Here is a 14,419-nt window from a genome sequence, read left to right as displayed (position 1 = left end):
CCTCCCCGCGCGCGGCGGGGCGGGGGCGGGGTGCCGCCCCGGCCCCGCGCGCCGCGCCCGGCGGCCGGGGGGGGGGGGAGGGGGTTAGGGGGGGTCAGGGGGTGATGTTGCGGTGCTTGCTGCGTAGGCGGAACGGCATCAGGGCGCTCTCGACCTTGGTCGCGGTGGTCATCTTGGAGACGCCGTCACGCCGCTCCTCGAAGCGGATCGGGACCTCCAGGATGGTGTGCCCCAGCTTGGTGGCCAGGTAGTGCATCTCCACCTGGAAGCTGTAGCCGTTGGACTGCACCCGGTGCAGGCCGATGTCCTTCAGCGCGTCGGCCCGCCAGATCTTGAAGCCGGCGGTCAGGTCGCGGATGCGCACCCGCAGCAGCGTGTGCACGTAGAGGTTCGCCCAGCCGCTGAGCGCGCGGCGGTACAGCGGCCAGTTCTCGTCCAGCTCGCCGCCCGGCACGTACCGGGAACCGATCACCACGCCCGCCTGGGTGGAGAGCAGCGCGCCCAGCATCCCGGGCAGCGCCTCCGGCGGGTGCGACAGGTCGGCGTCCATCTGCGCCACGAACTCGGCCCCGCCCTCGAGCGCCCGGGTCATCCCGTCGACGTACGCCCGACCCAGGCCCTCCTTGCCGGCCCGGTGCATCACCTCGATCCGCTCCGGGTACTCGATGGCCAGCTTGTCGGCCACCTCGCCGGTGCCATCGGGGGAGTTGTCGTCGGCGACGAGGATGCGCAGCCCCGGCAGCGGCAGCGCGAGCAGCCGCTCGACCAGCGCCGGCAGGTTGCCCGCCTCGTTGTAGGTGGGCACGACGACTGTCAGGTGTACGTCTCGCCACGGCGACGGCAGCTGGACGGGCTCGATCATGTCGGACATCCTCGGTTTGCGGACACGGCTACCCCAGAGGGTAGCCAGTTGCCCGACCCGGATTGAAAAGGCTCCCCGTGGGTCCGGCCCCCCGCAGGTGGCGGCGCGCTCAGCGCGGGCGGCGGCGCACCACCGTCCGCGTCACTGCGGGCCCCTCTGCCGGGTGGCGATGTCGGAGAGCCGGGCCAGCGTCTCCCGGTTGCGCAGGTGCAGCACGAGGTCGTTGGCCTTGTTCCGGACCCAGCGCAGCGGACCGGCCGCGAAGTCCTCACCGAGCCGGACGCGGGTGGCGCTCCCGTCGACCGGTTCCAGGGTGAACGCGACGATCGCCTCCCCGGCCGGCCACAGCCCGGCGCGCAGCACCAGCCGGTGCGGCGGCTCGCACACCAGCACCGTCGAGGCGTCCTGCAACGAGAACGGCCACGGGCCGGCCCGGTGGTGCAGTTGGCTGCCCACCCGGGGCCACGCGTCGTCCACGTCGCGCACGTGCGCCGTACCGACCACCCAGTCGCTGTACGTCCACCCGTCGGCCAGCACGTCGAACACCTGCTGCGGGGGAGCGTCGATCACTTTCTCCACTATCGCCACTGGACTCCCATACCCCTGCGGTGACGGAGGCTAACGAGCCGGCGGGTTAGCTTCTTCCGGGCGGCGGGTAAGGCCGACCGGGGCACCGCCGGTGGCGTTGGCCCACGGCGCCGACGACGACGTTTACTCCTTCGGGCGCCGGGAACCCGCCGGCTGTGCGACAGGACCAGGAGGATCCGTATCAGCGCAGGTCAGCCCGGGTGTACGCCGGTGCTGGCCGGGTTGGTCGCGGGCCTGCCGCACCGCACGGTGGCGTCCTGTACGACGCGGTGCTGCTCGACCGCGACGGCACCCTGATCGAGGACGTGCCGTACAACGGCGACCCGGAGAAGGTACGCCCGCTGCCGGGCGTCCGCGCGGCGCTGGACCGACTGCGGGCCGCCGGTCTGCGCCTCGCGGTGGTGACCAACCAGTCCGGCCTGGCCCGGGGCTACTTCGACGAGGCGCAGATGCGGGCGGTACACGCCCGCGTCGAGGAGCTGCTGGGCGGCTTCGACGCCTGGCTGGTCTGCCCGCACGACGACGCCGACGGCTGCGACTGCCGCAAGCCGTCGCCCGGCCTGGTGCACGCCGCCGCCCGGCAGTTGGGCACGAGCGCGTCGCGCTGCGTGCTGGTGGGCGACATCGGCCGTGACGTGGGCGCGGCGCTGGCCGCCGGAGCGGCCGGGGTGCTGGTGCCCACGCCGGTGACCCGCCCGGAGGAGATCGCCGCCGCCGGCTGGGTGGCGCCGGACCTGCCGTCCGCGGTCGACGAGATCCTGCGCCGCCAGCGGGCCATGCAGCCCGCGCGAACCGCCGACGCAGTGGGCACCGCGCTGGTGGTGCGCTCCGACTCGGCCGGGGACGTGCTCGTCACCGGGCCGGCGATCCGGGCCGTCGCGGCCGGCGCGCGACGGGTGGTGCTGCTCTGCGGACCACGTGGGCGTGCCGCCGCCGAGCTGCTGCCCGGCGTCGACGAGATCATCGAGCACCCACTGCCGTGGATCGACCCCGCGCCGACGCCCGTCGACCCGGACGACATGCGACGCCTGACCGCCCGGCTCGCCGCCGTCGGCGCGGACGAGGCGGTGGTGTTCACCTCGTTCCACCAGTCGGCCCTGCCGCTGGCGTTGCTGCTGCGGATGGCCGGGATCACCCGGATCGCCGCGATCAGCGACGACTACCCGGGCGCGCTGGTGGACATCCGCCACCGGGTGCCGGCGGGTGTCCCCGAACCCGAGCGGGCGCTCTCCCTCGCCGCCGCAGCCGGTCACCGGTTGCCGGCCGGCGACGAACCCGTGCTGCGGCTCCGCGACGACGCCGTGGCGTCCCGCCCGGCCGCTGTCGGTGACCCCGGCTACGTGGTGCTGCACCCGGGCTCGGCCGCGTCGAGCCGGGCCTGCCCGACCGAGCTGGCCGCCCGCATCGCCGGGGCGCTCAGCGCGGCCGGGCATCGCGTGCTGGTCACCGGCGGGCCCGACGAGCGGACGGTGACCGCCCGGGTCGCGGCGGCGGGCGGCACCGACCTGGGCGGTACGACCGACCTGGCCGGACTGGCCGCGCTCGTCGCCGACGCCGCCGCCGTGGTGGTCGGCAACACCGGGCCCGCGCACCTGGCCGCTGCCGCCGGCGTACCGGTGGTGAGCCTGTTCGCGCCGACCGTCCCCTTCGGGCAGTGGGGTCCCTACCGGGTGCCCACCGTCCGGCTCGGCGACGCGAGCGCGCCCTGCCGTGACACCCGGGCGGCGGCCTGCCCGGTCCCCGGCCACCCGTGCCTGAGCGGCGTCGACCCGGCCGAGGTGGTCGAGGCGGTACGGACCCTGACCGCCAGCGGTGGTGGCGTCCGATGAACATCCTGCTCTGGCACGTGCACGGCTCCTGGACGACGTCCTTCGTGCACGGCAGTCACCGCTACCTGATCCCCACCACGCCCGACCGGGGTCCGTACGGCCTCGGCCGGGCGCGGACGTATCCGTGGCCGGACAGCGCCGTCGAGGTGGCCCCCGACGACCTGCCGGACGCCGACGTCGACGTGGTCGTCCTGCAACGCCCCGAGGAGATCGACCTGGCCGAGCAGTGGCTGGGCCGGCGTCCGGGTCGCGACCTGCCCGCCATCTACGTGGAGCACAACACGCCCAAGGGCGACGTCCCCAACACCCGGCACCCGATGGCCGACCGTGATGACCTGCTCGTCGCCCACGTCACCGGGTTCAACCAGATCTTCTGGGACACCGGCGCGACCCGCACCGGCGTCGTCGACCACGGCATCGTCGCGCCGGCCGTGTCGTACACGGGCGAACTCGACCGGCTCGCCGTCGTGATCAACGAGCCGGTGCGGCGGGGACGGGTCACCGGCACCGACCTGCTGCCGCAGTTCGCCGAGATCGCGCCCCTGGACGTGTTCGGCATGGGCGTCGCGGGCCTCGCCGACCACCTCGGACTGCCCGCCGACCGGCTCACCAGCCACGACGACGTCCCGCAGGACCGGATGCACGCCGAACTGGCCCGCCGGCGTGCGTACCTGCACCTGTGCCGCTGGACCAGCCTGGGGCTCAGCCTCATCGAGGCGATGGCGATCGGCATGCCGGTCGTCGCGCTCGCCACCACCGAGGCGGTCACCGCCGTGCCCCCGGAGGCGGGGGCCCTCGCCACCCGGATGGACGTCCTGCTCGACGCCGCCCGCCGGTTCATCGCCGAGCCGGCGGCCGCACGCCAGGCCGGCGTGGCGGCCCAGGCCGCCGCGCGCGACAGGTACGGCCTCGACCGTTTCCTCGCTGACTGGGACCGGCTGCTGGAGGAGGAAGTATGCGGATCGCGATGATCTCGGAGCACGCCAGCCCGCTCGCCATCCTCGGAGGGGAGGACGCCGGCGGCCAGAACACGCACGTGGCCGAGTTGTCCGCCGCGCTCGTCGCCGCCGGGCACGACGTACGGGTCTACACCCGCCGCGACGCCCTCGACCTGCCGGTGACCGTCCGCGCCCCGGACGGGTACGACGTGGTGCACGTGCCCGCCGGCCCGGCCGAGCCGCTCGCGAAGGACGCGCTGCTGCCGCACATGCGCGAGTTCAGCCGGTGGCTCGTCGAGCGGTGGCGGGGCGGGGACTGGACGCCCGAGGTGATCCACGCGCACTTCTGGATGAGCGGCCTCGCCGCGTTGACCGCCGGCCGGCAGGCCGGCGTGCCGGTGGTGCAGACGTACCACGCGCTGGGCACGGTCAAGCGCCGCCACCAGGGCGTGCAGGACACCAGCCCGGCCCGGCGCATCGCCTACGAGCGGGAGCTGGGCCGCTCGGTGGACCGGGTGGTCGCCCAGTGCCGCGACGAGGTCGGCGAGCTGGTCCGGATGGGGGTGCCCCGGAACCGCATGGTGGTCGTGCCCTCCGGCGTCAACCTCGCCTCGTTCGCCCCGCTCGGGCCGGCCGCCGACCGGGAGCCGGGCCGCGCCCGCATCCTCACCGTGGGCCGGCTGGTCGAGCGCAAGGGCTTCCAGACGGTCGTCCGCGCGATGGCGCTGGTGCCCGACGCGGAGTGCGTCGTGGTGGGTGGACCGCCCGAGGGGCTGCTGGAGACCGACCCGTACGCCCGGCGGCTGCGGGCCCTCGCCGAGTCGTGCGGGGTCGCCGACCGGGTACACCTGGTCGGCGCGGTGCCCCGCGAGGAGATGGGCCGCTGGTACCGCTCCGCGGACCTGCTGGTCGCCGCCCCCTGGTACGAGCCGTTCGGCCTGACCCCGCTGGAGGCGATGGCGTGCGGCGTGCCGGTCGTCGGCACCGCCGTGGGCGGCATCCGCGACACCGTCGTCGACGGTACGACCGGTGACCTCGTGCCGGCCCGCGACCCCAACGCCCTCGCCGCCGCGATCCGGGGACTGCTCGACGACCGGATCCGCCGCTTCCGGTACGCCACGGCGGCCCGCGAGCGGGCCCGGTCGCGCTACTCCTGGGAGGCCACCGCCGAACGCCTCGCCGAGGTCTACAACGAGGTCGCCGCCGTACGCCGGCCGACCCGGGTGGTGGCCTGATGGCGACGGTCAGCCCGCTCGAGGAGCACCTGACCAACCTCGCCGCCGCACTGGACCCGTACCGCCGGTGTGAACCGCAGTTGGCGCGCTGGGGCGCGCACCTGGCGCACCGGCTGGCCGGCGGCGGACGACTGCTCGTCGCCGGCAACGGCGGTAGCGCCGCCGAGGCCCAGCACCTCACCGCCGAGCTGGTGGGCAAGCTGCGCGACGACCGCCAGCCCCTGTCGGCGATCGCCCTGCACGCCGAGACCAGCGCGGTGACCGCCATCGCCAACGACTACGGCTACGCCGACGTCTACGCCCGTCAGGTCCGCGCCCACGGCCGACCCGGCGACGTGCTGCTGCTGCTCAGCACCAGCGGCGTCAGCGGCAACCTGCTCAGCGCCGCGCACGCGGCGCGCGACGCCGGGCTCACCTCCTGGGCGCTCACCGGACCCGCGCCCAATCCCCTCGCGGACGCCTGCGACGAGGCGCTCGCCGTGTCGTCGGCCGACACCCAGGTCGTCCAGGAGCTGCATCTCGTCACCAGTCACCTGATCTGCGAGTACCTCGAGAAGGAACTGCCCGCGGCGCTGGCCGCCGTGGAGCCCGCGACGACCGGTCGGCTCGCGTCCGAGCCGGTACGCACCGGGGTCGAGGTCGTGCTCGACGGCCCGACCGCACAGCAGATCGACGCGTGAGCATGAGGAGGTAGGCGTGAGGGGACCCGTGGTGGTCGTCGGGGACACCCTGCTCGACCGGGACGTGGAAGGGGTGGTGAACCGCCTCTGCCCGGACTCCCCGGTGCCGGTGCTCGACGAGACCTCGGCCGTCGACCGGCCCGGCGGCGCGGGCCTCGCGGCGGTCTTCGCCGCCGCGCAGGGCGCCGACGTGGTGCTGGTCACCGCGCTCGCCGACGACGCCGGGGGCGCGCGGCTCAGCGCGCTGCTGGCCGCCGCCGGCGTGCGGGTCTACCCGCTGGCCCTCGCCGGCGCGACGCCGGAGAAGATCCGGCTGCGGGCCCGGGGTCGGGTGCTGCTGCGCCACGACCGGGGCGGCCCCTCCGGTGAGCCGGGCCAGCCCTCCGACGAGGTGCTGCGGGTGCTCGCCGCCGCGTCGGCGGTGCTGGTCAGCGACTACGGCCGGGGCGTCGCCCGCCAGCCCGCGCTGCGCGCCGCGCTGGCCGCCACCCGCGCGCCGGTCGTCTGGGACCCGCACCCGCGCGGGCCGGCCGCGGTACCCGGCGTGCACCTGGCCACGCCGAACGAGTCGGAGGTGCGCGAACTGGTCCCGACACTGCCCGGCGCGTCCCGGATCGCCGCCGCCTCCCAGGGTGCGCAGGGGCTGCGTCGCCGGTGGCGGGCGGGCGCCGTCGCGGTGACGTTGGGCGGGGACGGCGCGTTGCTCTGCCACGCCGGATCGACGCCGCTGGTGGTGCCCACATCGGGCAGCGCCGAGGGCGACACCTGCGGGGCGGGCGACCGCTTCGCCGCCGCCGCGAGCCTCGCGCTGGCCCAGGGCGCGCTCGTCTCCGAGGCGGTGCAGGCGGCCGTCGCCGAGGCCGCCACGTACGTGGCGGGTGGGGGAGTGGCCACGGCCCTGCCGCCCCCCACCGACGTGGTGAGCGTGCGCGGCGCCCGCCGGCCCGGCGTCGGCGCCGAGCGGGTGGGTGTCGCGGCCGTCGCCGCGCTCCTTTCCGAGGTACGCAGCGCGGGCGGCACGGTGGTGGCCACCGGAGGCTGCTTCGACCTGTTGCACGCCGGGCACCTGGCCACCCTGCAGGCCGCCCGGCAGCTCGGCGACTGCCTGATCGTCTGCGTGAACTCCGACGCCAGCGTCGCCGGGTTGAAGGGGCCGCAGCGACCCGTGCTGCCCGAGGGCGACCGCGCCCGGCTGCTGGCCGCTCTGAGCTGCGTCGACGCCGTCCTCATCTTCGACGAGCCGACGCCCGAGGCGGTGCTGTCCTGGGTACGCCCGGACGTCTGGGTCAAGGGCGGCGACTACGCGAGCGGTGTCGGCGACGAGGCCACGCTGCCCGAGGCGGAAGTGCTGCGTCGGTGGGGCGGGAACACGGTGGTGGTGCCGTACCTGGACGGCCGCTCCACCAGCGACCTCATCGCGCGCGCCGCCGCCGGACCGGCCCTCGGCACCGACAGCGGGCCGCCACAGCCGGTCGGCATCGCCGTCCCGGTCACGACCACAGGGGAGCGGACCCGATGACCGCCACACGACCCGACGCCGGACCCGCCGTCCTGGTCACCGGCGGTTCCAGCGGGCTCGGCGCGGCGGTGGTCGCGGCGGTGGCCGCCGCCGGTGGCCGTCCACTCGTGCTGGACCGGCAGCCGCCGGTCGACGGCGTGGACTGGACCGAGTGCGACCTCGCCGACACCCGCGCCGCCGAGGTGGCCACCCGGCACCTCGCCGAGCAGGCCGGTGGCCTGGACGCCGTGGTGACGGCCGCCGGTGTGGACGTGCCGGGCCGGCTCGCCGACGTGCCGGGGGAGACGTGGGACCGGATCGTCATGGTGGACCTGCTGGCCACGGCCGCGGTGATCCGGGCCGCGCTCCCGTTCCTGCAGACCTCCGCCGGGCGCATCGTCACGGTCGCCTCGACCCTGGGCGTGAAGGCGGTCAGCGATGCCACCGCGTACTGCGCGGCGAAGTTCGGCGTCGTCGGGTTCACCCGTGCGCTGGCCGCCGAGCTGGCCGGTCAGGTCGGTGTCACCCTGCTCATCCCCGGTGGCATGCGCACCGCGTTCTTCGACGAACGCGATCCGCAGTACAGGCCGGGTCCGGACGCCATCCTCAACGACCCCGCCGACACGGCCGCGGCGATCATGTTCGCGCTCCAACAGCCGCCCGGCTGCGCGGTGCGGGAGATGGTGGTGTGCGCCGAGCAGGAGACGTCGTACCCGTGATCCTCGTGCTGCGCGCCCTCGGCGTCGGCGACCTGGTCACCGCGGTGCCCGCGCTGCGGGCGCTGCGGGCCGCGTACCCGCATCACGAGCTGGCGCTCGCCGCGCCCGGCGGCCTGGCCCCGCTGGTCGACCTGATCGGCGGCGTCGACGAGCTGGTGGACACCACCGGGCTGGACGGGCCGCTGCGGCCGGGCCGTGCGCCGGAGATCGCGGTGAACCTGCACGGGCGTGGGCCGCAGTCGCACCGACTGCTGGCCGCCGCCCGTCCCGGGCGGCTCGTCGCCTTCGCCAACGCCGACGCCGGTTTCGGCGACGGTCCGCGCTGGCGCGACGACGAGCACGAGGTGGACCGTTGGTGCCGGCTGCTCTCCTGGTACGACATCCCGGCCGACCGCCGTGACCTGGGCCTGCGCCGGCCCGACCCGGCCGGCCTGCCGGTCGGCGCGACCCTGCTGCATCCGGGCAGCAACGTCCCCGCCAAGCGGTGGCCGGCCGAGCGGTTCGCGGCGTTGGCCCGGACGCTGCGGGAGCGGGGGCACCGCGTGCTGGTCACCGGCTCGACCGACGAACGCGGGTTGGCCGAGCGGGTGGCCGAGGCGTCCGGTCTGCCGCCGGCCGCCGTGCTGGCGGGCCGGACCGACCTCGGCGCGCTGGCCGCGCTGGTCGCCGACGCGCGGCTGGTGGTCAGCGGGGACACCGGTGTGGCGCACCTGGCGACCGCGTACGGGACCGCCTCGGTGGTGCTCTTCGGGCCGGTGCCCCCGGCGGCGTGGGGGCCGCCGCCGGACCGGCCCCGCCACCGGGCGCTCTGGGCCGGCGAGGGGGATTGGCCCAGGTGGGACGGGGTAGGAACCCACCCGACACTGACGGCTCTGCCGCTGGACGAGGTGCTGGCTGCGGTGAACGAGGTGGAGAGAGCGGTGCGGGTCTCCGGTGCGGTTACGGCGTAGCGACCCGGCTCGGCCCGGCTACGGGCGACGCCGGCGCGGCAAGGGCTGGACCTTCGTCGATCCCAGCGGCGCCGTCGTGCGCGATCCGGCCATCCGGGCGCGGCTGAACGACCTGGTGATCCCGCCGGCCTGGCAGGACGTGTGGATCGCGCCGCACGCGAACGGACACATCCTGGCCACCGGCGTCGACGCGGCCGGACGCAAGCAGTACCTCTACCACCCGGTGTGGCGGGAGAAGCAGGACGCGGCGAAGTTCGACCACATGCTGGAGGTGGCCCGACGGCTGCCGACGTTGCGCGAGCGGGTGGGGCAGGACCTCGTCGGGCGGGGACTGAACCGCGATCGGGTGCTGGCCACCGTGGCCCGCCTGCTCGACATGGGGATGTTCCGGGTCGGCAGTGACCAGTACGCGGCCGGTGACGATCCGACGTTCGGGGTGTCGACCCTGCGCCCGGAGCACGCGCGACGCCGGGGCGACTGCGTGGTCTTCGAGTTCCCCGCCAAGGGCGGTATCGAGCAGGTGCGCCGGATCGAGGACCCACAGCTGTGCGAGGTGCTGGTCAACCTGCGTCGGCGTCGCCGCAGGGCGGACCGGCTGTTCGGCTACTGGGACGGCCTCCAGTGGCGGGACGTGCGCAGCGACGAGGTCAACGGCTACCTGCGCGACGCCAGCGGCGGCGAGATGACCGCCAAGGACTTCCGCACCTGGCACGCCACGGTGCGCGCGGCGGCGGAGTTGGCCGCCGCCGACCCGGCCCGCTCGGTCACCGCCCGGCGCAGGGCGGTGGCCGCGGTGATGCGGGCGGTGGCGGAGCTGCTGGGCAACACCCCGACCGTGGCGCGCACGTCCTACGTGGACCCGAGGGTCGTCGACCTCTACCACGACGGGGTGGTGGTGCCGGTCGACCCGAGCGCCCCCCGCGAGGAGATCGAGCGGGTCGTGTTGGAGCTGCTGGAGAAGGCCTGACCGGCCCCGCCGACGATCCTGGGGGGGAAGCGACGGGGCCGGAGCCTCGGCCGGGGGCGACACCGGGCGGCCGCCCGCCGCGCGCCACGGCGGGCGCCTCGCCACGGCCCCCGTTCGCGGCCAATGCGGGCCCCGGGGTACGCGGGCGCCGCCTCTGCCGCGTCGGTTGTCAGTCTGCCTGGCCCGAGTTGACTCTGGACGCCAGGTCGTTGACGTCCCGTGCCGTAACCGGATCGCCGTCGCGGCACGCCTGCGGGCTCACCCCGTACGCCGCCCGGAACGCCCGGCTGAAGTGGGCCTTGTCGCCGAACCCCCAGCGTGCCGCGATGACCTGCACCGGCTGGGCCCGCAGCGCCGGGTCGGTGAGGTCGCGCCGGCACCGGGCCAGCCGAAGGTCGCGGATGTACGCCGCCACGGTGGTGTTCTCGGCCTCGAACAGGCGGTGCAGCGTCCGCAGCGAGATGTGGTGGGCGTCCGCGATGGTCTGCGGGCCCAGCGTGGCGTCGCCCAGGTGACGGTGGACGTACGCCTGCACCTGGGTGATCAGCGCACGGCGGCGGACCTCGGTCGGCACCGCGTCCTCGGCGACCAGGTTCCGGCCGAGCAGGGTGGTGGCCAGGTCGAGGCCCACCGTGCCGAGCCGGCCGGCGTCGGCGGCGTGGTACTGCTCGGGGTGGCCGGTCACCTGGATCAGGAACTGCGCCAGCAGCGCCCCGAGCCCCTCGCTGCCGGACATCCGCCCGCCGTAGAGCGCGGCCATCCGCTTTGGCGGCAGCGGGAGCGCGGAGTGCGGGATCACCGTCGTGATCGAGGTGGCCCGGGTCCGGCCCGGCTCGCTCGCGTGGTGGCAGACGTCGTGCGGGCGCGAGGCGTCGTAGAAGGTGAACTCGCCGGCCAGGATGTCGCTGCGTCGACCGTCCTGGCTGGACGTGCCGACCCCGCTGGTGGTGAAGGCGAGGATGTACAGCTCCGGGTCCGACTGTCGGATCAGCTTGCGGGTGGCATCGAGTGAGGGGTACTGGTAGCTGACCAGTTGGATCGCGCCGAGGTCGATGAATTCGGCCCGGGCGGCGAAGTCGTCGGCGTACGGGGACTCCATCCGCAACGGCACGGACGTGCGCGCCACCAGGTCCAGCCACATCCCGAACCGCTCGGCGGGCGGCAGGACGGTCGTGTCGATGGTGTTCCTGGCCAGCACCCGCGCCCCCTCACGCCGTCCGGCGGGCGATCAGGGCCTCGACGCCGTCGAGGATCCGGTCGAGGCCGAACGTGAACTCGTCGTCCGGATCATCGTCCTGGTCGAGGACGCCGGCGTCGAGCACCCGGGTCAGCGCGGGGAAGCGGGCCGGGTCGATCAGTCGCGCCAGCATCGCGCCGTACGCCGGCATCATGTCGCCCGGCTCGACACCGGCGGCCCGGCTGCCCTCGGCGATCTGGTTGGTGAGCATCGCCTCGTTGCGCACGTATCCGGTGACCAGCAGAAGGATCGACATCTTCGCGCCCTCCGGCAACGGGGTGCCGTCGAGACAACCCAGCCCGTCCTCCATCCAGCCGAGCTGCTGGGGTGTGACGGGCGGCCCGGCGATCGGAATGTGCAGCAGCCACGGGCGCTGTCGCAGGACGTCGTGTTCGGCCCAGGCCCAGCGGGTCAGGCCGGCACGCCAGTCGTCGTCCGGCGCGGCCGGGCCCGGTGAGGGGCCGTAGCCGGCGTCCACCATGAGCGTCAGCAGGTCGTCCTTCGAGCCGACGTGCCGGTAGAGGGCCATGGTGGCGGCGCCCAGCTCCTTGGCCACCCGGCCCATCGACACGGCGGCCAGCCCGTCGGCGTCGGCGACCCGGATGGCCGCGTCGACGATGCCGGACACGGTGAGGCCCGGCCGGGGGCCCTTCGGCGCCCGCTCGCGCAGCCCCCAGGCGCTCTCGATGGCCGGCGGGAGCGCCGGGCCGCTGTCGTCTTTCGTCTCCGCCACTTTTCCTCCTTGCCCCGCCATCCTAGTTCTGCGTATGGTCTACGCATTAAAGCGTACGGCATACGCAGAAGGAGTTCTCATGACAGCGACGACCGCACCGGCGCCCCGAGCGGGCCGGCGGGAATGGATCGGATTCGCGGTGCTGATGTTGCCGCTGCTCCTCGTCTCGATGGACGTGTCGGTGCTCTACTTCGCCGTCCCGTTCATCAGCGAGGAGCTGCGGCCCAGCGCCACCCAGCAACTCTGGATCTTCGACATCTACGGCTTCGTGCTGGCCGGGCTGCTGATCACCATGGGCGCCCTGGGTGACCGGATCGGCCGGCGTCGGCTGCTGCTGCTGGGCGCGACCGCCTTCGGGGCGGCGTCCCTGCTGGCCGCGTACGCCGACAGCGCCGCGACCCTGATCGCCGCGCGCGCCGTGCTCGGCGTCGGCGGGGCCACCCTGATGCCCTCCACGCTCGCCCTGGTGCGCAACATGTTCCACGACGCCAAGCAGCGCGGCACCGCGATCGGCATCTGGACCGCCACGCTCACCGGCGGCATCGCCATCGGCCCGGTGCTCAGCGGCGTCCTGCTGGAGCACTTCTGGTGGGGCTCCATCTTCCTGATCAACATCCCGGCGATGCTGCTCCTGCTCCTGCTCGCCCCGGTCCTGGTGCCCGAGTTCCGCAACCCGGCGCGCGGCCGCTTCGACCTGGTCAGCGCGGCGCTGTCGCTCGGCACGCTGCTGCCGGTGATCTACGGCATCAAGGAGATGGCCCGCGACGGCGTCAGCGCGGCGCGGGTGCTGGCCGTCGTAGCCGGCCTGCTGGTCGGGGCGCTCTTCCTGCACCGGCAACGGACCCGGGCGTACCCCATGATCGACCTGGCGCTGTTCCGCCGGCAGGGCTTCGCGGGATCGCTGGCGGTCAACCTGCTCGCGATGTTCGCCCTGGTCGGGTTCGCCATCTTCACCACCCAGCACCTCCAACTGGTGCTCGGGCTGAGTCCACTGCGGGCGGCACTGTGGAGCCTCGTACCGTCGCTCGCGGTCGGCGGCGTCGCCCCGGCCGCCGCCGCGCTCGCCCAGCGGGTCGAGCGGGCGTACCTGATCGGGGCCGGCTTCGTGATCGCCGTCGTCGGCTTCGCGGTGCTGACCCGGGTCACCCCCGAGACGCCGCTCTGGCTGCTGCTCGTCGGCGCGAGCGTGTACGCCGGCGGCCTGGTGATGGTGATGTCGCTCGTCACCGAGCTGGTGCTCGGCGCGGCCCCGCCGGAGCAGGCCGGTGTCGCCTCCGCGCTGACCGAGTCCAGCAGCGAACTGGGTGGCGCGCTGGGAATGGCCATCCTGGGCAGCGTGGGCGCCGCGATCTACCACCGGGAGGTTCTGGACGAGCTGCCGGCCGGGCTGCCGACGGGCGTCCGCGACGCGGCCGGCGAGACCCTGGGCGGCGCGCTCGCCGTGACCCGGGGACTGCCGGCGGAGGTCGGCGAAGCGGTGCTGCACGCGGCCCGGTTCGCCTTCACCGACGGGCTGCACCTCGCCGCCCTCGCCGCCATGGTGGCGATGGCGCTCGGCGCGGTGACCGCGCTGCTGACGCTGCGCGGCGTCCGGCCGGCCGACCCCGCGGCGCTGGCCGCCGAGCCGACCGAACCGTCGCTTTCGGACGCCGCCCCGGTCAGTCGTTGAGCACCTGGGCGAGTCGGTCGCGGAACCGCCGCTCGGAGTCGCTGACCGACTCGCCGCCCAGGCCCAGCAGACCGCCGCTGGACGCCGCGCCCACGACCTGGTCGGCGATGGTCACCAGCCAGTGCTTGTACGCGCCGGCCTCGCCCTCGTCCACCCGGGCGGCCAGCAGCACGGCCGCCTCACGGGCCCGCACCAGCACGTCGTCGATGTACGCCTGCGGGTCGGCGGGCGCGATGACCGGCAGCTCCTCGCCGGCTTCGGGGTCGCCGACCCGGGTCACGATCTCCCCGGCCACGGCGGCGACGAGGGGGTTGGCCGACTCCCGGCCCGCCCCGATGGACTCCAGACCGGCCGCGTTCTCCGCCATGGTCCGGCGGGTGCCGTCGGACTCGGCGGCGCTCGCCGCGGTCAGCACCGACTGCGGCAGGCCGACCAGCAGCCCCCACTCCTCGTCGGAGAAACCGAAACCGGTGTACGCCGGCTGCTCGATCACGGCAATGCCCCTTCCGCCCTG

The 14,419-nt window shown here is 74.9% G+C and carries 14 protein-coding genes; 9 read left to right on the top strand and 5 right to left on the bottom strand.

The window, feature by feature from the left end; genetic code table 11:
- Positions 1-94: 94 nt before the first annotated feature.
- Together AB0J36_RS20840 and AB0J36_RS20835 are read right to left on the bottom strand one after the other, a co-directional pair.
- On the bottom strand, positions 95-862 hold the full coding sequence (locus AB0J36_RS20840; protein ID WP_355053415.1) for a polyprenol monophosphomannose synthase: 768 nt from the start codon (positions 860-862) through the stop codon (positions 95-97).
- A 141-nt stretch (positions 863-1,003) separates the two neighbouring features.
- Positions 1,004-1,450 carry an SRPBCC family protein gene (locus AB0J36_RS20835; RefSeq protein ID WP_357119722.1) on the bottom strand — a complete coding sequence of 149 codons (447 nt, stop codon included), beginning with the start codon at positions 1,448-1,450 and terminating at the stop codon, positions 1,004-1,006.
- A gap of 200 nt (positions 1,451-1,650) precedes the next feature.
- On the opposite strand from AB0J36_RS20835, the gene AB0J36_RS20830 reads away from it, so the two are divergent.
- The 8 genes from AB0J36_RS20830 to AB0J36_RS20795 are packed head-to-tail and all read left to right on the top strand — an operon-like array spanning position 1,651 to position 10,266.
- Positions 1,651-3,279, top strand: coding sequence for an HAD-IIIA family hydrolase (locus AB0J36_RS20830; protein WP_357119719.1), 1,629 nt, complete (start codon positions 1,651-1,653; stop codon positions 3,277-3,279).
- Positions 3,276-4,250, top strand: coding sequence for a glycosyltransferase (locus tag AB0J36_RS20825; RefSeq protein WP_357119716.1), 975 nt, complete (start codon positions 3,276-3,278; stop codon positions 4,248-4,250). The genes AB0J36_RS20830 and AB0J36_RS20825 overlap by 4 nt, the downstream gene beginning before the upstream one ends.
- Positions 4,235-5,452, top strand: coding sequence for a glycosyltransferase (locus AB0J36_RS20820; protein ID WP_357119713.1), 1,218 nt, complete (start codon positions 4,235-4,237; stop codon positions 5,450-5,452). The genes AB0J36_RS20825 and AB0J36_RS20820 overlap by 16 nt, the downstream gene beginning before the upstream one ends.
- Positions 5,452-6,132 (top strand): SIS domain-containing protein, encoded by a 681-nt coding sequence (locus AB0J36_RS20815; protein WP_357173441.1) that lies wholly within the window; start codon positions 5,452-5,454, stop codon positions 6,130-6,132. The genes AB0J36_RS20820 and AB0J36_RS20815 overlap by 1 nt, the downstream gene beginning before the upstream one ends.
- A gap of 16 nt (positions 6,133-6,148) precedes the next feature.
- Entirely contained in the window at positions 6,149-7,651 is a 1,503-nt protein-coding gene (locus AB0J36_RS20810) for a PfkB family carbohydrate kinase (protein ID WP_363661007.1), read from the top strand.
- Positions 7,648-8,349 (top strand): SDR family oxidoreductase, encoded by a 702-nt coding sequence (locus AB0J36_RS20805; RefSeq protein WP_357119707.1) that lies wholly within the window; start codon positions 7,648-7,650, stop codon positions 8,347-8,349. The genes AB0J36_RS20810 and AB0J36_RS20805 overlap by 4 nt, the downstream gene beginning before the upstream one ends.
- Complete coding sequence (locus tag AB0J36_RS20800) at positions 8,346-9,299, top strand: glycosyltransferase family 9 protein (RefSeq protein ID WP_357392892.1); 954 nt, start codon at positions 8,346-8,348, stop codon at positions 9,297-9,299. The genes AB0J36_RS20805 and AB0J36_RS20800 overlap by 4 nt, the downstream gene beginning before the upstream one ends.
- Entirely contained in the window at positions 9,283-10,266 is a 984-nt protein-coding gene (locus tag AB0J36_RS20795; RefSeq protein WP_357119704.1) for a DNA topoisomerase IB, read from the top strand. The genes AB0J36_RS20800 and AB0J36_RS20795 overlap by 17 nt, the downstream gene beginning before the upstream one ends.
- A 169-nt stretch (positions 10,267-10,435) precedes the next feature.
- Here the strand turns inward: AB0J36_RS20795 and AB0J36_RS20790 are convergent, their stop codons facing one another.
- Together AB0J36_RS20790 and AB0J36_RS20785 are read right to left on the bottom strand one after the other, a co-directional pair.
- The gene (locus AB0J36_RS20790; RefSeq protein WP_357119701.1) at positions 10,436-11,464 is read right to left on the bottom strand and encodes a helix-turn-helix domain-containing protein; all 1,029 of its coding nucleotides are present in this window, start codon (positions 11,462-11,464) and stop codon (positions 10,436-10,438) included.
- A gap of 10 nt (positions 11,465-11,474) precedes the next feature.
- The gene (locus AB0J36_RS20785) at positions 11,475-12,236 is read right to left on the bottom strand and encodes a TetR/AcrR family transcriptional regulator (protein WP_357119698.1); all 762 of its coding nucleotides are present in this window, start codon (positions 12,234-12,236) and stop codon (positions 11,475-11,477) included.
- A 79-nt stretch (positions 12,237-12,315) separates the two neighbouring features.
- On the opposite strand from AB0J36_RS20785, the gene AB0J36_RS20780 reads away from it, so the two are divergent.
- Positions 12,316-13,905, top strand: coding sequence for an MFS transporter (locus tag AB0J36_RS20780; RefSeq protein ID WP_363661006.1), 1,590 nt, complete (start codon positions 12,316-12,318; stop codon positions 13,903-13,905).
- Here the strand turns inward: AB0J36_RS20780 and AB0J36_RS20775 are convergent.
- Entirely contained in the window at positions 13,895-14,398 is a 504-nt protein-coding gene (locus tag AB0J36_RS20775; protein ID WP_355053404.1) for a hypothetical protein, read from the bottom strand. The genes AB0J36_RS20780 and AB0J36_RS20775 overlap by 11 nt on opposite strands.
- Between the last annotated feature and the right edge of the window lie 21 nt (positions 14,399-14,419).

Source organism: Micromonospora sp. NPDC049662, from assembly GCF_040675055.1.
Taxonomy (GTDB): Bacteria; Actinomycetota; Actinomycetes; order Mycobacteriales; family Micromonosporaceae; genus Micromonospora.
This window is presented reverse-complemented; position numbering and strand designations above follow the sequence as displayed.

What these genes read in the sequence shown, in the direction of transcription:
- AB0J36_RS20840 (WP_355053415.1), bottom strand. Translation starts at nt 862, where the DNA reads ATGATCGAGCCCGTCCAGCTGCCGTCGCCGTGGCGAGACGTACACCTG.
- AB0J36_RS20820 (WP_357119713.1), top strand. Translation starts at nt 4,235, where the DNA reads ATGCGGATCGCGATGATCTCGGAGCACGCCAGCCCGCTCGCCATCCTC.
- AB0J36_RS20815 (WP_357173441.1), top strand. Translation starts at nt 5,452, where the DNA reads ATGGCGACGGTCAGCCCGCTCGAGGAGCACCTGACCAACCTCGCCGCC.
- AB0J36_RS20780 (WP_363661006.1), top strand. Translation starts at nt 12,316, where the DNA reads ATGACAGCGACGACCGCACCGGCGCCCCGAGCGGGCCGGCGGGAATGG.
- AB0J36_RS20805 (WP_357119707.1), top strand. Translation starts at nt 7,648, where the DNA reads ATGACCGCCACACGACCCGACGCCGGACCCGCCGTCCTGGTCACCGGC.
- AB0J36_RS20825 (WP_357119716.1), top strand. Translation starts at nt 3,276, where the DNA reads ATGAACATCCTGCTCTGGCACGTGCACGGCTCCTGGACGACGTCCTTC.